Raw genomic sequence first — 17253 nt, forward strand, 5'->3', positions numbered from 1 at the left:
GCCCGTCCTCCAGGGGTGACGAGCGCTTCATGGGCGGGGTGTATAGAGCAAGGGGACCTGTTAGGGAATAGTCAAAGCGAAAGGCGCCGCAGCACGGGACATTAACCATCCCTGCGGCGATGGACCGCCCGGGCTTGCCAAAGCAAGACGGCGGTAACATGTGGGGCCCATCGTGACGTCAAACGGGTCGCGTCAGGGCTCACCAACATGACTATCTCGCCTCTCAACGCCAGGGCTCCATCCTTGCTGCGCCGCGTCTCGGGGCGGCTCGTCGTGCTCATCATGCTGGGGCTGGTGCTGGCCAACAGCGCGCTCTTTCTCTTCAGCCTGTCGCGGCTCGCAGAAGCCACGGACTGGGTGACCCATAGCCTCAAGGCGCAGCGGCTGACGAGCGAGACGCTGACCGAGCTCGTGAACGCCGAGACCGGCCAGCGCGGCTACATCATTACCGCCGACAACCGCTATCTCGAGCCTTATCACCAGGCGCTGCTGCGGCTCGATGCGACGCTCGAAGCACTGAGGCAGACCGTTTCGGACAATCCCGACCAGACCGCCCGCATGCAGCGGGTCGAGGCGCTGGTGGCCGAAAAGCTCGCCGACCTCGATGGCATCCTTACCGCCTTTGCCGGGCGCGACCGCGCCGCCGCGACCGCGCTGATCGCCGAGGACAATGGGCGCATGGTGATGAACGCGCTGCGCACCGCGCTCAGCGAAATGGAAGCGGAAGAAGCGCGGCTTCTGGCCGAACGCCAGGACGTCTATCGGCTCGCCGAATACTCGACCTACGCCACCGGCGGCACCTTCGTGCTCGCGGCGCTGGTGCTGCTCGGGGTGATCTACTTCTTCATGCGGCGCGAACTGGCGCGGCGCAACGCGGCGGCGACCGAGATCGCGAGCTATGCGGATTCGCTCGATGCGAACATGCGGATGCTGGAGCGGGAGCGGAAGCTCATCGGCATGGTCAACGAGGCGAGCAATTTCCTGCAGAGCTGCAATTCGCTCGATGAGGTCGGCAAGCTCAGTGGCGTCTTCCTCAAGACGCTCTTCCCCAATCACAGCGGGACGCTCTCGCTCTATGCGGCCTCGCGCAACCAGCTGGTGGTGCTGGGCCGCTGGGGTGATGTGAGCGACGTGGAAGTGTTCCTGCCCGACGATTGCTGGGCGCTCCGGCGCGGGCAGACCCATGAGCATGAGGAAGGTGGGCATGCGCCGCTCTGCGAGCATTTCGGCAGCACGGCCCATGACGACACCATCTGCGTGCCACTGGTGGCGCAGGGGGAGACGCTGGGGCTTTTGAGCCTGACGCGCCGCGCGGCGGGCGAAGGCCAGGACATCGGGCATGTGGAGATGGTGGCGCGCCAGCTGGGGCTGACGCTGGCCAACATGCGCCTGCGCGAGACGCTGAACGAGCAATCGATCCGCGATCCGCTGACCAATGCGTTCAACCGCCGCTATCTCGAAGTGGTGGCCAACAAGGAACTGGCGCTCGCCGCGCGGTTCAACCGCTCGATGGCCGTGGTGATGCTCGACATCGACCATCTCAAGCGGTTCAACGATCTGCACGGGCATGCGGCGGGCGACGTGGCGCTGGTGGCTGTGGCCGACTATCTGCAGAACCACATCAGGCAGGGCGACTGGATGTTCCGCTATGGCGGGGAGGAGTTCGTGCTGCTGCTGCGCGAGGCGGACCGGGAGGATGCCGAGGCCAAGATCGCCGAACTGATCGCGGGCATCGCGGCGCTGCCGCTCTCGCATGGCAACCAGATCCTGCCGCGGGTGACCGTCTCGATGGGCGTGGCCCTGCACCAGGGCGCGGGCGCGGATCTCGAGGACCTGATCGAGACGGCCGATGCGGCGCTCTATGCCTCCAAGACCGCCGGGCGCAATCGCGCGACGTTCGCCGAGGACATCAAGCGGGCCGAAGTGGCCTGAGAGCCTAGTCGAAAAGGCTGGAGACGGATTGCTCGCTTGCGGTGCGGGCGATGGCCTCGCCGATCAGCGGGGCGATCGAGACGCGCCGGATGTTGGGCGCGGAGCGCACGCCATCGGTCTCGGCGATGGAATCGGTGATCACCAGTTCCTTGAGCTTGGAGCCGGCGACCCGCTCATGGGCGGAGTTGGAGAGCACGCCATGGGTGATGTAGGCGGAAACCTCGCGCGCACCCGCCTTCAACAGCGCCTCGGCGGCGTTGACCAGCGTGCCGCCCGAATCGACGATGTCGTCGATGAGGATGCAGGCCTGGCCCGAGACGTCGCCGATGATGTTCATGACTTCCGAGACGCCGGCGCGGGGGCGGCGCTTGTCGACGATGGCGAGATCGGCCCCGATGCGCTGCGCGATGGCGCGGGCGCGGGCGACGCCGCCGACGTCCGGGGAGACGATCATCAGCTTGTCGGTATCGTAGTGCTGGCGGATGTCGCGCACCATGACCGGGGCCGAATAGAGATTGTCGGTGGGGATATCGAAGAAGCCCTGGATCTGGGCGGCGTGCAGGTCGAGCGTCACCACGCGGTTGACGCCGGCCTCGGTGATGAGGTTGGCGACCAGCTTGGCCGAGATCGGCGTGCGGGGCGTGGATTTGCGATCCTGCCGGGCATAGCCGTAATAGGGGATGACGGCGGTGATCCGGCGGGCCGAGGAGCGGCGGAGCGCGTCGCTGAGAATCAGCAGCTCCATCAGGTTGTCATTGGCCGGATAGGAGGTGGACTGCAGGATGAAGACGTCCTCGCCGCGGACGTTCTCGTGGATCTCCACGAAGATTTCCTTGTCGGCGAAGCGCTTGACGGTGCAGTCGGTCAGCGGCAGCTCGAGATAGTCCGCGACGGCTTCGGCCAGGGCGCGGTTGGAGTTGCCGGTGACCAGTTTCATCGTGCGAACCTCGCTCGTCGTGCCGGCAAGCTGCCCGCATCCCGTTGTCGCGGCCTTGTTATATCGGGGCGTGCCGGGGTGCAACGAGGCATTTGCAGGATCGTCACAATTGCCTAGTCGGGCGGTCAGCGGCGCAGGATGACGGCGATCTGGCGGCCGGTGGTCGTGCCTTCATGGGTGGCGCGGCGATGGGAGAAGAAGCGCGGGTCGGCATAGGTGCAGAGCGCAAGGTCGGTGACCTGCGTGACGCCGGCCATGGCGAGGCAGTCGCCGACGAAGCCCGGCAGATCGAAGTGCGGCCGGCCGCCTGGGGGGGTAAAGACGCGGGCGAGCGCCGCGGGATTGCGGGTGCGGAGGGCGGCGACGAAATCGTCTCCCACCTCGTAGCTCGGCCCCGAGATGGTAGGGCCGATGGCGGCGGTGATGCGGGCCGGGTCGGCGCCGAGCGCAGCCATGGCCTCGACCGTGTTCCCGACGATGCCGTCGACCGCGCCCTGCCAGCCGGCATGGGCGGCACCGATGATGCCGGCCTCGGGGTCGGCGAGGAGGATGGGCGTGCAGTCGGCGGTGAGGATGCCGAGCGCGATGCCGGGGCGGTCGGTGACCATGGCGTCGCCCTCGGGACGCGCGCCGGGGGCGGGGACTTCGACGAGCGTGACGACGCGGGCCGAATGGACCTGGCGCTGGCCGGCGAGGCGATCGGGGGCGAGCCCGAAGGCGAGGGCGACGCGGCGGCGGTTCTCGGCGACGAGGGCCGGATCGTCGGCGCTGTTCTCGGTGACGTTGAGGCTCTCGTAGACGCCCCCGGAGACACCGCCCTCACGGGTGAAGAAGCCATGGGCGATGCCGGGGAGCGCCGAGAGCGCCGGGGCGGCGATGAAGGGAGCGGCGCTCATCTGAAGCCGATCGGGTCGAGCCCGGCGCTGGTCGCGCAGAAGGCCTTGAAGAGCGTGCCCATGTCGTCGGGCCCGATGAGGCGGCGGAGCGCGGCGGCAATGGGCTCCTGCTGGTCGGGATTGGCCTTGGAAAGCGCTACGGCGCGCTCGACGACGCCGAGCCGCTGGAGGAACGCGCTCTGGGTGACGAGCGGGTGGACGGTAAGCCCGACCGCAGCGGCGGAGCGGGCGAGCACCTCGAAATCGACATGGGCGGACAGATCGGCTTCGCCCGGGCGCTCGAGCGGATCGGCGAAGCGGTGGCGGTGGAGGGCCTGGAGCGTTTCGCCGGGTTGGGTGCGCTCATAGCCGTAATCGATGGCGAGAAGGGCGCCGCCCTGTGCCGCGATGCGCTGGCCGAGGCGGGTGACGACATCGATGCCGGCGAGGTTGATCTCGTAGACCGCGCCGACCGGCGCGTCGCGCAGTGCCTGGGGGAGGGCATTGTCGGGCGTGAGGGCGGGGGCAAGGCCGAAGGCGCGGCGGCCATCGCGCAGGCCGACGAGGCGCTCGTGCCAGCCATCTTCGGCGCGCACGAACTGGCGGATGGGGAGGGCATCGAAGAATTCGTTGGCGATGACGAGAAGCGGATCCTCGCTCACCGCCTCGATGCTGTCGGCCCAATAGGGATGGTACTGGCCGAGCCGGCGCTGCTGCTGGGCGCGCAGGGCGGGATTGGCCTCGTAGAGCTGCAGGTGCAGCGCATCGGCAAAGCCGGGAGCGCGTGTGGCGACGCGCAGCGCATCTTCCATCAGCGTGCCGCGGCCGGGACCGAGCTCGAGGAGGGTAAAGCTGCGCGGCTCGCTCATCTGCTGCCAGAGATTGACGAGGTAAAAGCCGATCACCTCGCCGAACATCTGGCTGATCTCGGGGGCGGTGACGAAGTCGCCCGCGGCTCCGAGCGGGTCGCCGTCGCTGTAGTAGCCGGCACGCGGATGGGTGAGGCAGAGCCCCATATAAGTGGCGACCGAAATCGGGCCGTTGGCGGCGATCTGGGCGTCGATCAGCCGGCCGAGATCGGCGGTGGCGGTGGGCTCAGACAATGACGCGCTTCCTCGACATGGCGATGAGGACGAGCCCGCCGATGACGAGCGGCAGGCTCAGCACCATGCCCATGGTCAGCCAGCCGCCATAGAGGTAGCCGATCTGCGCATCGGGCAGGCGGACGGTTTCGATAAGAATGCGCGAGACGCCGTAGCCGATGCCGAAGATGCCGGCAACGAAGCCCGGACGGCGCAGGGCGTAGCGGACGTGAGTGAAATAGCGGATGACGAGGAAGAGGAGGAGCCCCTCGAGGATCGCCTCGTAGAGCTGGCTGGGATGGCGCGGCACATCGCCCCCCATGGGGAAGATGACGCCCCAGGGCAGGGTGGTTGGCGCTCCGAAGAGTTCGCCATTGATGAAGTTGGAGACCCGCCCGAGAAAGATGCCGATGGTCGCGACGGCGGCCAGGAGGTCGAAGGCCGAAAGGATGTTGCCCTTGTGGCTGCGGGTGAAGAAGGCCACCGCGACCATGAGCCCGACCATGCCGCCATGGAAGGCCATGCCGCCTTCCCAGAGCGCGAGCGCCTCGAGCGGGTTCTGGGCATAATAGGCGGGATTGTAGAAGAGGACGTAGGCGAGCCGGCCCCCGATGATGATGCCGATCACCGCCCAGAAGGCGAAATCATAGATGGCGGGCGCAGGAAAGGGCGGGCGATTGTCGGCCCAGAGCGTGGTGCGTCGCAGGAGCGACCAGCCGTACAGGGCACCGAGGCCGATGCCGGCGAGATAGGCCAGGGCATACCAGCGGATGACGATGGGCCCGATGGCAAAGGCGACCGGATCGATGTCGGGGAAGGGCAAGAGGCGGTCTCCGGGAGATTTTGCGGACCATGCCCCTGAGGTCCGGGTCTGGTCAAGCGGGGCGGCAATCCTTACATAGGGCGCCAATGGCCGGCGTCCAGCCGGCGCGAGGACAGGAAGGGCGCGCCATGAACCAGGGCAGCAGGATTTTCGACGATTTGGGCCGGCTGATGAACGACGCGGCCGGAATGGCCGACGGCGTGCGCCGCGAGGTGGAGACCGCCGTGCGCTCTCAGGCCGAGCGGTTCGTAATGGACATGGATCTGGTCAAGCGCGAGGATTTCGACGCGCTGCGCGAGCTGGTGCTGGCGCAGGGCGAGGAGATCGCCCAGCTGCGCGCCGAGCTGACCGCGCTCAAAGGCAAATCGGGCACAGAAGCGGTCGGCTGAGACGGTTCACCACTATTAGGCGGGCGCCGCAGGGGCCCGCCACGGCGTCGTGCGGGCTGAGGCTCCGGCGCAGCGGCGGGCCCATGGCGTCGCGCCGCAAAACGTGAAAGGGCGCAGCCGGCGCCCGGCCCGAAATGGGGCAACAGGGGCTGTGCAAAGCCGGCGTCCTTAAGGACTTGTTAACGATACCGGCCGGATCATCCACAAGAGAAATCGGTGCTTCGCGGCATGCGCGGTGCCCTGAATCAGCGGCCCGGTGTAGGGTCCCCCGACATCACGATTCGGCGCGCTACTGAAAAGGCGGGCCGAGGCACAGTAAAAGCGTCTCGTTTTTCGGATCCCGAGGGACCGGAACCTGCAAACCCACTGCGCAAGCCAGGACGATTATATGTCACTTCTGCTCCTCGAGCCCGATCGCACGGTTCATCCGGTCGACATCATCGAGCACATCGCCGCGATCAACGACTGGAACTTCGAGCGGCAGGACGCCGACGAGATTTCTATTTCGGTGCGGGGCGCGTGGAGCGACTATCATGTGTCGTTCAACTGGATGGAAGATCTGGAGTCCCTGCACATCGCGTCGGCCTTTGATCTCAAGGTGCCCGAGCGGCGGCGCGCCGAGATCAAGCAGCTGATCGCGATGATCAACGAGCAGCTCTGGATCGGGCATTTCGACATGTGGAACAATGAGGGCGTGGTGCTGTTCCGCAACTCGCACCTGCTGACCGGAGGGGCCGAGGTTTCGCCCCAGCAATGCGAGGCGCTGCTGCGCTCGGCGACCGATGCGTGCGACCTCTATTACCAGGCCTTCCAGTTCGTGGTCTGGGCCGGCAAGAGCGCGGCCGATGCGCTCAGCCACGTCATGTTCGAAACGGTAGGCGAAGCTTGACACTCTCGGAGATCGGGCCGGTCGTCCTTCTGGGCGCCGGGAAGATGGGCCTCGCCATGGCGCGGGGCTGGATCGTGGGCGGACTGCCGCCGAGCCAGCTGGTGCTGGTGGATCCGCAACCTTCGGCGGACGCCGAGGCGTTGGCGCAAAGTCATGGCATCCGCCTGCAGGACACTGCCGAAGGCGTCCTCATCCACGTGCTGGTGCTGGCGGTGAAGCCGCAGATCATCAGCCAGGTGATGGCAGAGGTTCGCGATGCGGTGGGGCCGCACACGCTCGTCATTTCGATCGCGGCGGGGATTTCGCTCAAGCAATTGGGGCAGGGGCTGGGGACCGAGCGGGTGATCCGCGCCATGCCCAACACGCCTGCCCAGATCGGCAAGGGCATTACCGGCGCGGTGGGGGGCGACCGGCTGATGCCGAGCGATATCGGCACGGCGGGCGCGCTGCTCGGCGCCGCGGGGCAGGTGTTGTGGTTCGAGCGCGAGCAGAAGCTTGACGCGGTGACCTCGGTATCGGGGTCCGGGCCGGCCTATGTGTTCCACCTCGTCGAAGCGCTGGCGGCAGCAGGTGTGCGCCAGGGGCTCGAGGCCGGCGAGGCGATGCTGCTGGCGCGCCAGACGGTCATCGGGTCGGCAGCCCTGATGGAGGCCGATCCGGCGCCGGCCCAGCAATTGCGCGAGAACGTGACCTCGCCCAAGGGCACGACGGCGGCGGCGCTGGCGGTGCTGATGGGACCCGAAGGGCTCGAAGCGCTGATGGACCGGGCGGTGACCGCCGCATGCCGGCGCAGCGAGGAACTGGGACGCAGCTGATGGCCGACACCATAAGCTATGCCGAGTTCGAGGCGGTCGACATTCGCACCGGAACGGTGGTGGAGGCGCGGCCCTTTCCCGAGGCGCGCAAGCCGGCGATCATCCTGATGATCGATTTCGGACCGGAAATCGGGATCAAGAAATCCTCGGCGCAGATCACGGTGCACTATACCCCCGAGGCGCTGGTCGGCCGGCAGGTGATGGCGGTGGTCAACTTTCCGCCGCGCCAGATCGGGCCGCTGAAATCGGAAGTGCTGACGCTCGGGTTCAGCGACGAGAACGGGGCGATCGTGCTCGCGGGCGTCGAGCGGCCGGTGCCGAACGGGCAGAAGCTGCTCTAAGGGTTCGGCTGGCGGGCGACGACGCCCGCACGCTCAGAGATTTTCGGTCAGCTTCAGCCGTTCCAGCATGCCGCGATCGGCAGGATCGACCATGCCGACGAAGAATTTGAGGATCATCCGGCGCGCTTCGGGCGGCAGCCCCGCAATGGCGGGCTCGATGCGGCGCGTCTGGGTTGCCGAGAGCACTTCGAAGAATTCGCGGCCTTTCGGGGTGGCGTAGAGGAGGCGCTGCCGGCGATCGGTGGGGCCGGTGCGCTGCTCGATATAGCCATTGTCGATGAGCTGGCGCAGGACGCGCGCGAGGCTCTGCTTGGTGATCTTGAGGATGTCGAGGAGGTCCGCGACGGGCATGCCGGGCCGCAAGTTGACGAAGTAGAGCACGCGGTGATGGGCGCGGCCGAAGCCCTGCCGCTCGAGCAGCGCATCGGCATCGCCAACGAAGTCGCGATAGGCAAAGAAAAAGAGGCCCATGACGTCGAGCGGCATGTCGGCGGGGGCAGTCTCCGGGATCGCCGCAGACGTGGAATTTATGTCAGCCTTGTTGACATTTATTTTTGGCAATGCCATGGTGATCCAATCAAGACGCGTCGAAAGCCTTATCCCAAAGCCGTTCCGGTTTGCCAAGGGCGGGTGGCTGGGGCACACTCGGCGCAAGCAATTCACGGCGGGCCAAAGGCCCGCACCTAGACCCACGGGAGAGGAATATGGCAGGCGTGCCCATGGACCAGCGCGATGGCTGGATCTGGTTCGACGGTGAGCTCAAACCCTGGAAGGACGCCAAGGTGCATGTGCTGACCCATGGTCTGCACTATGCGAGCTGCGTGTTCGAGGGCCAGCGGGCCTATGGCGGCGAGGTGTTCAAGCTGCGCGAGCATACCGACCGGCTGATCGCCTCGGCGCGCGACCTCGATTTCACCATCCCCTACAGCGCCGACCAGATCGACGAGGCGTGCCGGCAGGTGTTGGCGGCCAATGAGCTGACCGACGCCTATATGCGCCCGGTGGCGTGGCGCGGCTCGGAGACCATCTCGGTGCCGGCGCGCGAGAACACGGTGCACCTCGCCATCGCGACCTGGGTGTGGCCGAGCTATTTCTCGACCGAGGAGAAGCTCAAGGGCATTCGCCTCATGTGGGCGAAGTGGAAGCGCCCGAGCCCAGAGACCATTCCCTGCAAGGCCAAGGCGGCCGGGCTCTACATGATCTGCACGCTCTCCAAGCACGCAGCGATGGATGCGGGCTATGCCGATGCGCTGATGCTGGACTATCGCGGGCTCGTGGCCGAGGCGACGGGGGCGAACGTGTTCTTCGTCAAGGGCAATGAGATCCATACCCCGACGCCGGACTGCTTCCTCGACGGGATCACGCGCCGCACGCTGATCGGGCTCGCCAAGGCCAATGGCTACACGGTGATCGAGCGGCACATCAAGCCGGACGAGCTGGGGCAGTTCGAGGAGTGCTTCCTCACCGGCACTGCGGCGGAAGTGACGCCGGTCTCGGAGATCGGGGATTACCGGTTCACGCCCGCCAAGGCCTGCCGGACGCTGATCGACGCCTATGCCGAGGCCGTGCAGCCCAAGCGCGCCGCCGCCGAATAGCGGGTGAATCTTCGCATGTGATGGCCCTCTCCCGGGATCGGGGGAGGGCTTTTTGTCGTCTGGTCAGTCCCAGCGGGCGCGGCGGGCGTCGTCCTCGCCTTTGGCTTCGACCCAGCGGGCGCCGTCGCCGGTCTCTTCCTTCTTCCAGAAGGGGGCGTCGGTCTTGAGGGTATCCATGATGAACTCGGCGCCGGCGAAGGCATCGCCGCGATGGGGCGCGAGGGTCATCACCTGGACGATCGGCTCGCCCGGCAGCATGCGGCCATGGCGGTGGAGGATCTCGGCGGCAATGAGCGAGAAGCGCGCGATGGCGGCGTCGCGGAGCCGTTCGAGTTGCGCCTGGGCGAGGGCCTCGTAGCATTCGAGGGTGAGGGCGGTGACCGGATCGTCACTCGTGCGGCGGACGAGGCCGGTGAAGGTGACCGCGGCGCCGGCGCCCTCGGAGGCGGCGAGGAAACGATTGGTCTCGGCGCCCGGATCGAAGGGGGAGACGAGGAGGCGGACGGTCATCTCAGCCCCCGGTCATGGGCGGGAAGAGGGCGAGAGTGCGCGCCGAGCCGAGCGGGGCATCATGCTCGACGAGCTCGGTATCGAGGGCGGCGCGGATGAGGTGCGGGCGCTCGAAGGCGGCATCGGTCACCTCGTCACGGGTGCGCAGATGGGCGATGAGCTCGCCGACCGTGGTGACGCCGGGGGGTAGCTCGATCTCCTCCTCGGCGCGGTCGAGGCGTTCGCGCAGCCAGGCGAAATAGAGGATCTTCATGGCCGCTCCTCCTCGAAATGGCGCCAGGCGCCGGCGAAATACTGCGCGCCGGTGACGACGGTGAGGAGCGCCGCGATCCAGAGGATGAGCGCGCTGACGAGATCGAGGCCAGCCATGAGGGGCTCGAGCAGCACGACGACGATGGCAACGAGCTGGGCGGTGGTCTTCCACTTGGCGAGCGCGGTGACGTGGACGGTCACGTTGCGGGCGCCGAGGAACTCGCGGAGGCCAGAGATGAAGATCTCGCGGGCCAGGATGAGATTGGCGGCGACGAGATCCCAGGCCGAAAAGCTGCCATCCCAGCAGAGGGTCAGGAGCAGCGCGCCGACGAGGAGCTTGTCGGCGATGGGGTCGAGCATGCGCCCGAGCGCGGACGTCTGGTTGAGCCGGCGCGCGAGATAACCATCCACCCAGTCGCTGGCGGCGGCGATGATGAAGAGCACCATGGCGGCGGCGCGCAGGCCGGGATCGCCGGTGACCAGCATCCAGACGATCACCGGAATGGTGAGGATGCGGGCGACGGTTATGACATTGGGCAGGGTGAGCTGGGATGATCTGGCCATGGGGGGAAGAAGCCCGTTTTGCCCTTCCGGGTCAAGGCTTGGTCTGCTTGCCGGAGGTGAGGAGCGGGGCCGCCCCAGGATGCGGCCCCGCCTTCGGCGTCAGCTTGCGGCCTTGCGCCCCTGCGCGACGCGGCGGGCGGCGACGGCCTCGGCGAGGTGACCCACGGTCGCGACGGTCGTCTCCCAGTCGATGCAGCCATCGGTGATCGACTGGCCGTAGACCAGCGGGCGGCCCGGAACCAGATCCTGCCGGCCGGCAACGAGATTGCTCTCGATCATCATGCCGATGATGCGGCCGTCGCCGCTTGCGACCTGGCCGGCGACGTCAGCGACGACGGCGGGCTGATTGGCCGGATCCTTGCGGCTGTTGGCGTGGCTCGCATCGATCATGACGGTGGGGTTGATGCCGGCGGCGGCCATCTCGGCGCAGGCGGCTTCGACGCTTGCGGCATCGAAATTGGTGGTCTTCCCGCCGCGCAGCAGGATGTGGCAATCCTCGTTCCCGGCCGTCGAGGCGATGGCGGAGCGGCCGGTCTTGGTGACGGCGAGGAAATGGTGGGGCTGGCTCGCCGAGCGCACGGCATCGATCGCGATGCGCACATTGCCATCGGTGCCGTTCTTGAAGCCGACCGGGCAGGAGAGGCCCGAAGCGAGCTCGCGATGGATCTGGCTTTCGGTCGTGCGCGCGCCGATCGCGCCCCAGGAGACGAGGTCGGCGAAATATTGCGGGGTCGCCATGTCGAGGAATTCGCAGCCGGCGGGCAGGCCCATGTCGTTGATCTCGAGCAGGAGGCTCCGCGCGAGGCGCAGGCCATTGTCGATGGCGAAGCTGCCATTGAGCTCGGGATCGTTGATCAGCCCCTTCCAGCCGACGGTCGTGCGGGGCTTCTCGAAATAGACGCGCATGACGATCTCGAGGGTATCGGCGTGCCGGCGGCGGAGGTCGACGAGCCGGCGGGCATAGTCGATGGCGGCGGCGGGATCGTGGATCGAGCAGGGGCCCACGACCAGCATCATGCGGTCGTCACGGCCCTGCAGGATGTTGTGCAGGGCATGCCGGGAACTGATGACGGTGCGGGTGGCCGCATCGGTACGCGGGAACTCCTCCATCACTTCCTGGGGGGTGCGCAGTTCGCGGATCGAATTGATCCGGAGATCGTCGGTGGATTTCAACATGGCTTTCGGCTCCTGGGGTGGGCCTACCGGCGGCATGAAAAAAGCCGCCAGGTGGGCTGGCGGCTGGTCGGGTGCTTTGGTCTTTTGTCGTCAGATCAAGCGTGTCCCTCCGTCCGCCGGCGGCTCGGATAACCAAAATACCAGAACGAATAGGTGGCGGATGCAAAGGACATGGACGAGGTTGTAGCGGAAGGATCACCGGATGGGAAGCGCGAATATTGCGCGCTCAATGGCAACGCACGGTTCTTAATGCCGGGATCACTCCACTCGGTTGAAATGATCGTAGACGATCTGCGCCATCTGGTCGGAAATGCCCGGAATTCCGGCGAGATCGGCGAGCGAGGCGCGCGAGACCGCCTTGGCCGAGCCGAAATGGTTAAGGAGGGCGCGCTTGCGCGTAGGCCCGATCCCCTCGATCTCGTCGAGCGGATTGCGGCTGATCTCCTTCTTGCGCTTGGCGCGATGGGTGCCGATGGCGAAGCGGTGCGCCTCGTCGCGCAGGCGCTGCACGTAATAAAGCACCGGATCGCGATGGGGCAGCATGAAGGGCTCGCGGCCTTCCATGTGGAATTTCTCGCGACCGGCATCGCGCTCCTCGCCCTTGGCGATGCCGACGAAGAGGACTTCGCGCGGCAAGTTGAGCTCGGCAATGACCTCGCGAACAGCGTTGAGCTGGCCGGCGCCGCCATCGATGAGGACGAGGTCCGGCCAGTCCGGCATGCCCGTGCCGGCATCCTCGGCATCGGCGTCGCTTTCGGCGGCAAGGCGCGAGAAGCGGCGGGTCAGGACTTCGCGCATCATGCCGAAATCGTCGCCCGGCGTGATCGAGGTGTCCTTGATGTTGAAGGTTCGGTAGTGCTTCTTGGAGAGCCCTTCGACACCGGCGACCACCATGGCGCCGACGGCATTGGTGCCCGAGATGTGCGAGTTGTCGTAGACCTCGATGCGGCGGGGCGGGGCGTCGAGCCCAAAGGCTTCCGCAACGCCCTCGAGTAGGCTGCGCTGGCTCGCGCCTTCGGCAAGCTGACGCCCCAGCGCCTCGCGGGCATTGTTGAGGGCGTGGTTGACGAGATCGCGCTTTTCGCCGCGACGGGGCATCTGCACGGTGACCTTGCCGCCGGCGCGGCTCGTCAGCGCTTCCTCGAGCAGGGTCTGCTCCGACATCTCGTGCGAGACGAGGATGAGCCGGGGCGGGGTGCGGTTCTCGTAGAACTGGCCGATGAAGGCCTCGAGGACTTCCGCATCGGTCAGTTCGGCATCGGCGCGCGGCCGGAAGGCATGATTGCCCCAGTTCTGGAAGGCGCGGAAGAAGAAGACCTGCACGCAGAACTGGCCGCCTTCGTGATGGATGGCGAAGATATCGGCTTCCTCGACGCTGCGCGCGCTGACATCGCCCTGGCTCTGGATGAGGGCGAGGGCGCTGAGGCGGTCGCGCAGGAGCGCGGCGCGTTCGAAATCGAGGGCTTCGGCCGCCGCATTCATGTCGCGCGCCAGATGATCCTGCACCGATTTCGACTTGCCCGAGAGGAAGTCGCGCGCCTCGGTGACGAGCTCGGCATAGTCCGCGTGGCTGATCTCGCCGGTGCAGGGGCCCGAGCAGCGCTTGATCTGGTGGAGGAGGCAGGGGCGGGTGCGTGCCGCGTAGAAACTGTCGGAGCAATTGCGGAGGAGGAAGGCCTTCTGCAGCGCGGTGATGGTGCGCTTGACGGCGGTGGCGGAGGCGAAGGGGCCGAAATAATGGCCCGGGCGCCGGCGCGAGCCGCGGTGCTTGAGAAGTTCGGGGGCCTCGTGGTCGGTGGCGATGAGGATGTAGGGGAAGCTCTTGTCGTCGCGCAGCAGGACGTTGAAGCGGGGCTTCAGCCGCTTGATGAGGTTGGCCTCGAGCAGCAGCGCCTCGCTCTCGGTCTCGGTGCGCGTGAACTCCATGGCATGGGTCGCCACGATCATGCGCTGAATGCGGACCGGGAGGCCTTCGGGGCGGGTATAGTTGGTGACGCGCGATCTGAGGCTGCGGGCCTTGCCCACATAGATGACGTCGCCTGCCGCATCGAGCATGCGATAGACGCCCGGCGCGCTCGGCAGGGTGCGGACGAATTCGCGGATCAGATCTGGCCCGGAGCGGGCGGGGGCGTCGGTCATTTTCGTGGCGTTGGTCCGTTGCGCTCGGCCCATTCGAGATGCTCGCCGCCATCGAGGGCGAGCATCTGGCCGGTCATGGCGCGGGCGGCGAGGATATAGAGCACGCCTTCGGCGATGTCATTGGGGGTCGCGCCCTGGCGCAGGGGCAGGCGGGCGACGGAGCGCTCGAAATCGGCCTGGCTCTGATGGGTGTTCTTGAGGGTGGGACCCGGGCCTATGGCATTGACGCGGATCTGCGGCGCGAGGGTCTGGGCGAGCGTGCGCGTCGCGGCCCAGAGGGTGGATTTGGAGAGCGTGTAGCTGAAGAAATCGGGCGACAGGTGCAGCACGCGTTCATCGATCATGTTGATGATGTTGCCCGAAACGCCCTTAGGCAGCTGCGCCGCGAAATCGCGGGCAAGGAAGACGGGCGCCTCGGCATGGATCGCAAAATGGGTATCCCAGAGCGCCGGATCAAGATCGGCGACGGTGTCGGGCTCGAAGACCGAGGCATTGTTTACGAGCACGGTGAGGGGGCCGACTCGGGTGGCGGCTTCGGCGACGAGGTGGCCGCGTTCGGCACGGCTCTCAAGATCGGCGCGCACGATGGCGGCGCGACCGCCCGCCGCCTCGATCTCGGCGACCAGCGCGCGGGCTGGCTCGGCGGAGGCGCGATAATGGATGGCAACGCCGTAGCCCGCTTCGGCGAGGCGGCGCGCAATGGTCGCTCCGATGCGATTGGCCGCGCCGGTGACGAGCGCGTTGCGGGGCGGCGGGGCGGTATCCTTGCTCATCGGGTCGGGCAGATCCTGGTCTCTGGGCGTGGTGGGAGCGGTGCGCTCTGGGGCTTGTCGGGGGCGGCGGAGCGGGCGGTGATTCACGGCGCGGACGCCTTGCGTACTCTAGCGCCTCGCGCGAGGCTTGACAGCATCCACACAGCTCCTCCAGAAGCGGATCGATCACATGGATGTGCCCCGGGGCACGCGGACCGACGGGGCGGGAGCCGGCGGCGCCGACCGCTGGCTTTCCCGGTTTTCGGGACGCAGTCATGACCAAATCGGGCGGATCGGGCAGCGCTACGGGCGGAGCGGGACCGCGCGTGGACAATGTGGGACGCGGCATTGCGCTCACCGTGATCGCGATCCTGATCTTCGGCACGCAGGATGCGGTGGCCAAGATCCTCGTGCAGGACTATTCGCCCTTCCAGATCACCATGATGCGCTATTGGGCGTTCGGGCTCTTCGCGCTGTTCCTCGTCAGCCGGCAGGCGCCGCTGCGGCGGGCGTTCGCCTCCAAGGCGCCGGGCATACAGGTGGCGCGGGCGCTGCTGCTGGTGGGGGACCTCTGGCTTTTCGCGATCGCCAACCAGGTGGTGCCGCTGGCCGAGTTGCAGGCGATCTCGCTCGTCTATCCGCTGGTGGTGACGATCTGCGCGATCCCGATCCTCGGGGAGAAGGTGGGGCTCTTCCGGTTCGTCGCGGTGGGGGTGGGGTTTCTCGGTGCGATGATCATCGTGCGGCCGGGCGGGCTGCCGCTCGACTGGGGGACGCTGAGCGCGATCGCCTCGGCGACCTTCTATGCGCTCTATATCTGCTTTACCCGCAAGGTCGCGCACCGGGACAGCACGGCGACCTCGATGGCCTATGTGGGGGTGATCGGGCTCGTGCTGACGAGCGCGGTGGGCGTGTTCTTCTGGCAGGACATGGATCTGCAGGGGTGGCTGCTGACGGGCTATGTGATGATCACCTCGTGCGTGGCGCACTGGCTGATCGTGGTGGCGCTCGGGCATGCCCCGGCAAGCGCGGTGCAGCCCTTTAACTATACGGCGCTGCCCTGGGGGATCGTGCTCAGCTATCTGGTGTTCGGGCATCTGATCGACGCGATCTCGCTCATCGGGGCGGTGATCATCGTGGGGGCGGGGCTGGTGGTGATGGCGCGGGAGCGGGCGCGGATCAGGACCGACCGCGCCGCTCGACCCAGCCGAGCAGAAGAAGAAGCGCCCCCACACTGAAAAAGATCACGCCGAGCGGTGCGGCGGAAAGCGTGAGCAGCACCGCGAGCGCGCCCAGAAACCCCTCGCCCAGCGCGGGGAGGAGGAAGAGGAGCGTGGCGGGCAGCGTGCCGAGGGCGAAGAGGCCGAGCCCGAGGATGAGGAGGCCCCGGCCCCAATGGATCTTGTCGAACATCGCCTGATGCTAGCGCGCGGGCCCGGCCGGGGCCAGAGCCTCAGGTGAAGCGGCTGGCGAGCCAGACCCCGCCGCCCGCCGTGATCGCCGTCAGGAACGTGCCCCACGCCATGTCCACGATGGCGACGGTGGGGGTAAAGCCGCGCATGGTGGAGAGGTTGGTGAGGTCATAGGTGCCGTAGGCGACGAAGCCGAGCACCGCCCCCAGCATCAGCGCGCGCACCCAGTCGCCATCGGCGGGCGCGGCGACGAGGATGACGACGCCCAGCACATAGGCGAGGTAGAAGGCCGCGGCGATGACGAAATTGGGCTGCGCCAGCATCAGATCGCCCAGTTCCCGCCGATAGAAGCGGTTGCCCATGCTGGAGAGCCAGACATAGTCGATGGGAAAGAAGATGAGTGCGCAGCAGGCGTAAAGGATCAGGTATTTGGTCACGAGGCGGCCTCTGGGTGGAGGGCGCGCCGGGTGGGGCCCTTCGTCGCATCTCTACGCGCCGAGGGCCGCCGAGGATCACCGCCGCGTGGTGAAGCGTCCGAAGACGTACACGAGCCCGCCCATGCCGATGAGCGCCAGGGGCGCGATGGCGAGGGCGGAGATGAGATTGGGATCGAGGTGCTGGCCGGGCGTGGCGAGCTGGGCGAGCCCAAAGCGCTCGAGCGCTATGAGGCCGAGGCCGGCGAGCATGAGGGTATAGGCGAGGCGGATATGGGGTTTCATGGCGGGGGTCCGAAAGCGTGACCGACATGAAATGGCGTCGCCCCGCGCCCG

Annotated in this window: 21 protein-coding genes; 7 read left to right on the plus strand and 14 right to left on the minus strand. The window is 67.1% G+C overall.

The features are described from left to right. The first annotated feature begins 207 nt into the window (after window positions 1–207). On the plus strand, window positions 208–1932 hold the full coding sequence (locus EMQ25_RS18470; protein ID WP_127187084.1) for a diguanylate cyclase: 1725 nt from the start codon (window positions 208–210) through the stop codon (window positions 1930–1932). 4 nt (window positions 1933–1936) lie between these two features. Here the strand turns inward: EMQ25_RS18470 and EMQ25_RS03140 are convergent, their stop codons facing one another. The 4 genes from EMQ25_RS03140 to lgt form a co-directional block, all read right to left on the minus strand. After that, on the minus strand, window positions 1937–2869 hold the full coding sequence (locus EMQ25_RS03140) for a ribose-phosphate pyrophosphokinase (protein WP_127187085.1): 933 nt from the start codon (window positions 2867–2869) through the stop codon (window positions 1937–1939). Between the two features lie 125 nt (window positions 2870–2994). After that, entirely contained in the window at window positions 2995–3765 is a 771-nt protein-coding gene (pgeF, locus tag EMQ25_RS03145) for a peptidoglycan editing factor PgeF (protein ID WP_127187086.1), read from the minus strand. Continuing rightward, entirely contained in the window at window positions 3762–4847 is a 1086-nt protein-coding gene (locus EMQ25_RS03150; RefSeq protein ID WP_244606448.1) for a class I SAM-dependent methyltransferase, read from the minus strand. Before EMQ25_RS03150 ends, pgeF begins: the two co-directional genes overlap by 4 nt. Then, window positions 4840–5649, minus strand: coding sequence for a prolipoprotein diacylglyceryl transferase (gene lgt, locus EMQ25_RS03155; protein ID WP_127187087.1), 810 nt, complete (start codon window positions 5647–5649; stop codon window positions 4840–4842). Before lgt ends, EMQ25_RS03150 begins: the two co-directional genes overlap by 8 nt. 128 nt (window positions 5650–5777) lie before the next feature. Between lgt and EMQ25_RS03160 the strand changes: the two genes are divergently transcribed. From EMQ25_RS03160 to EMQ25_RS03175, 4 genes are all read left to right on the plus strand, one after another. After that, on the plus strand, window positions 5778–6038 hold the full coding sequence (locus tag EMQ25_RS03160) for an accessory factor UbiK family protein (RefSeq protein WP_127187088.1): 261 nt from the start codon (window positions 5778–5780) through the stop codon (window positions 6036–6038). A gap of 388 nt (window positions 6039–6426) precedes the next feature. Continuing rightward, entirely contained in the window at window positions 6427–6927 is a 501-nt protein-coding gene (locus EMQ25_RS18320) for a type III secretion system chaperone family protein (protein ID WP_127187089.1), read from the plus strand. Further along, window positions 6924–7742: a pyrroline-5-carboxylate reductase gene (gene proC, locus EMQ25_RS03170; protein ID WP_127187090.1), complete on the plus strand. Its 819-nt coding sequence runs from the start codon at window positions 6924–6926 to the stop codon at window positions 7740–7742. The genes EMQ25_RS18320 and proC overlap by 4 nt, the downstream gene beginning before the upstream one ends. Further along, entirely contained in the window at window positions 7742–8083 is a 342-nt protein-coding gene (locus EMQ25_RS03175; protein ID WP_127187091.1) for a tRNA-binding protein, read from the plus strand. The genes proC and EMQ25_RS03175 overlap by 1 nt, the downstream gene beginning before the upstream one ends. 33 nt (window positions 8084–8116) lie before the next feature. On the opposite strand, the gene EMQ25_RS03180 is transcribed toward EMQ25_RS03175, so the two are convergent. Beyond that, on the minus strand, window positions 8117–8569 hold the full coding sequence (locus EMQ25_RS03180) for a MarR family winged helix-turn-helix transcriptional regulator (protein ID WP_244606449.1): 453 nt from the start codon (window positions 8567–8569) through the stop codon (window positions 8117–8119). A 218-nt stretch (window positions 8570–8787) separates the two neighbouring features. Between EMQ25_RS03180 and EMQ25_RS03185 the strand changes: the two genes are divergently transcribed. Further along, window positions 8788–9678, plus strand: a complete 891-nt coding sequence (locus EMQ25_RS03185; protein WP_127187092.1) for a branched-chain amino acid aminotransferase — start codon at window positions 8788–8790, stop codon at window positions 9676–9678. A gap of 63 nt (window positions 9679–9741) precedes the next feature. Here EMQ25_RS03185 and EMQ25_RS03190 read toward each other — a convergent pair whose 3' ends face one another. The 6 genes from EMQ25_RS03190 to EMQ25_RS03215 all read right to left on the minus strand — a co-directional run bounded on the left by EMQ25_RS03190 (window position 9742) and on the right by EMQ25_RS03215 (window position 15092). Beyond that, complete coding sequence (locus EMQ25_RS03190; RefSeq protein ID WP_127187093.1) at window positions 9742–10188, minus strand: molybdenum cofactor biosynthesis protein MoaE; 447 nt, start codon at window positions 10186–10188, stop codon at window positions 9742–9744. Between the two features lies 1 nt (window position 10189). Further along, window positions 10190–10441 carry a molybdopterin converting factor subunit 1 gene (gene moaD / locus EMQ25_RS03195; RefSeq protein WP_127187094.1) on the minus strand — a complete coding sequence of 84 codons (252 nt, stop codon included), beginning with the start codon at window positions 10439–10441 and terminating at the stop codon, window positions 10190–10192. Then, entirely contained in the window at window positions 10438–11004 is a 567-nt protein-coding gene (gene pgsA / locus EMQ25_RS03200; protein WP_127187095.1) for a CDP-diacylglycerol--glycerol-3-phosphate 3-phosphatidyltransferase, read from the minus strand. The genes moaD and pgsA overlap by 4 nt, the downstream gene beginning before the upstream one ends. 99 nt (window positions 11005–11103) lie before the next feature. Continuing rightward, window positions 11104–12180, minus strand: coding sequence for a 3-deoxy-7-phosphoheptulonate synthase (locus tag EMQ25_RS03205; RefSeq protein WP_127187096.1), 1077 nt, complete (start codon window positions 12178–12180; stop codon window positions 11104–11106). 258 nt (window positions 12181–12438) lie between these two features. After that, entirely contained in the window at window positions 12439–14352 is a 1914-nt protein-coding gene (uvrC, locus tag EMQ25_RS03210; RefSeq protein ID WP_127187097.1) for an excinuclease ABC subunit UvrC, read from the minus strand. Continuing rightward, entirely contained in the window at window positions 14316–15092 is a 777-nt protein-coding gene (locus tag EMQ25_RS03215; protein ID WP_127187098.1) for an SDR family oxidoreductase, read from the minus strand. Before EMQ25_RS03215 ends, uvrC begins: the two co-directional genes overlap by 37 nt. A 254-nt stretch (window positions 15093–15346) precedes the next feature. Here EMQ25_RS03215 and EMQ25_RS03220 point away from each other — a divergent pair, with 254 nt between their 5' ends. After that, a complete protein-coding gene (locus tag EMQ25_RS03220; RefSeq protein ID WP_158625938.1) occupies window positions 15347–16309 on the plus strand; it encodes a DMT family transporter in 963 nt (320 codons plus the stop codon). Here the strand turns inward: EMQ25_RS03220 and EMQ25_RS03225 are convergent. The 3 genes from EMQ25_RS03225 to EMQ25_RS03235 form a co-directional block, all read right to left on the minus strand. Then, complete coding sequence (locus tag EMQ25_RS03225) at window positions 16251–16484, minus strand: hypothetical protein (protein ID WP_127187100.1); 234 nt, start codon at window positions 16482–16484, stop codon at window positions 16251–16253. The two genes, EMQ25_RS03220 and EMQ25_RS03225, sit on opposite strands and share 59 nt — an antisense overlap. Window positions 16485–16524: 40 nt before the next feature. Then, window positions 16525–16920: a DUF2177 family protein gene (locus EMQ25_RS03230; protein WP_127187101.1), complete on the minus strand. Its 396-nt coding sequence runs from the start codon at window positions 16918–16920 to the stop codon at window positions 16525–16527. A 75-nt stretch (window positions 16921–16995) separates the two neighbouring features. Further along, on the minus strand, window positions 16996–17202 hold the full coding sequence (locus EMQ25_RS03235) for a hypothetical protein (protein WP_127187102.1): 207 nt from the start codon (window positions 17200–17202) through the stop codon (window positions 16996–16998). Between the last annotated feature and the right edge of the window lie 51 nt (window positions 17203–17253).

Source organism: Arsenicitalea aurantiaca (assembly GCF_003994485.1).
In the GTDB taxonomy this organism is placed as follows: domain Bacteria; phylum Pseudomonadota; class Alphaproteobacteria; order Rhizobiales; family Devosiaceae; genus Arsenicitalea; species Arsenicitalea aurantiaca.

Excerpts from the sequence above, each read along its gene's own strand:
- EMQ25_RS18470 (WP_127187084.1), top strand. The coding sequence starts at position 208 with ATGACTATCTCGCCTCTCAACGCCAGGGCTCCATCCTTGCTGCGCCGC.
- EMQ25_RS03225 (WP_127187100.1), bottom strand. The coding sequence starts at position 16,484 with ATGTTCGACAAGATCCATTGGGGCCGGGGCCTCCTCATCCTCGGGCTC.
- pgsA (WP_127187095.1), bottom strand. The coding sequence starts at position 11,004 with ATGGCCAGATCATCCCAGCTCACCCTGCCCAATGTCATAACCGTCGCC.
- EMQ25_RS03220 (WP_158625938.1), top strand. The coding sequence starts at position 15,347 with ATGACCAAATCGGGCGGATCGGGCAGCGCTACGGGCGGAGCGGGACCG.
- moaD (WP_127187094.1), bottom strand. The coding sequence starts at position 10,441 with ATGAAGATCCTCTATTTCGCCTGGCTGCGCGAACGCCTCGACCGCGCC.
- EMQ25_RS03235 (WP_127187102.1), bottom strand. The coding sequence starts at position 17,202 with ATGAAACCCCATATCCGCCTCGCCTATACCCTCATGCTCGCCGGCCTC.
- EMQ25_RS03215 (WP_127187098.1), bottom strand. The coding sequence starts at position 15,092 with ATGAGCAAGGATACCGCCCCGCCGCCCCGCAACGCGCTCGTCACCGGC.
- EMQ25_RS03175 (WP_127187091.1), top strand. The coding sequence starts at position 7,742 with ATGGCCGACACCATAAGCTATGCCGAGTTCGAGGCGGTCGACATTCGC.
- pgeF (WP_127187086.1), bottom strand. The coding sequence starts at position 3,765 with ATGAGCGCCGCTCCCTTCATCGCCGCCCCGGCGCTCTCGGCGCTCCCC.
- EMQ25_RS03160 (WP_127187088.1), top strand. The coding sequence starts at position 5,778 with ATGAACCAGGGCAGCAGGATTTTCGACGATTTGGGCCGGCTGATGAAC.
- EMQ25_RS18320 (WP_127187089.1), top strand. The coding sequence starts at position 6,427 with ATGTCACTTCTGCTCCTCGAGCCCGATCGCACGGTTCATCCGGTCGAC.
- uvrC (WP_127187097.1), bottom strand. The coding sequence starts at position 14,352 with ATGGGCCGAGCGCAACGGACCAACGCCACGAAAATGACCGACGCCCCC.
- EMQ25_RS03140 (WP_127187085.1), bottom strand. The coding sequence starts at position 2,869 with ATGAAACTGGTCACCGGCAACTCCAACCGCGCCCTGGCCGAAGCCGTC.
- EMQ25_RS03180 (WP_244606449.1), bottom strand. The coding sequence starts at position 8,569 with ATGCCGCTCGACGTCATGGGCCTCTTTTTCTTTGCCTATCGCGACTTC.
- EMQ25_RS03185 (WP_127187092.1), top strand. The coding sequence starts at position 8,788 with ATGGCAGGCGTGCCCATGGACCAGCGCGATGGCTGGATCTGGTTCGAC.
- EMQ25_RS03190 (WP_127187093.1), bottom strand. The coding sequence starts at position 10,188 with ATGACCGTCCGCCTCCTCGTCTCCCCCTTCGATCCGGGCGCCGAGACC.
- EMQ25_RS03205 (WP_127187096.1), bottom strand. The coding sequence starts at position 12,180 with ATGTTGAAATCCACCGACGATCTCCGGATCAATTCGATCCGCGAACTG.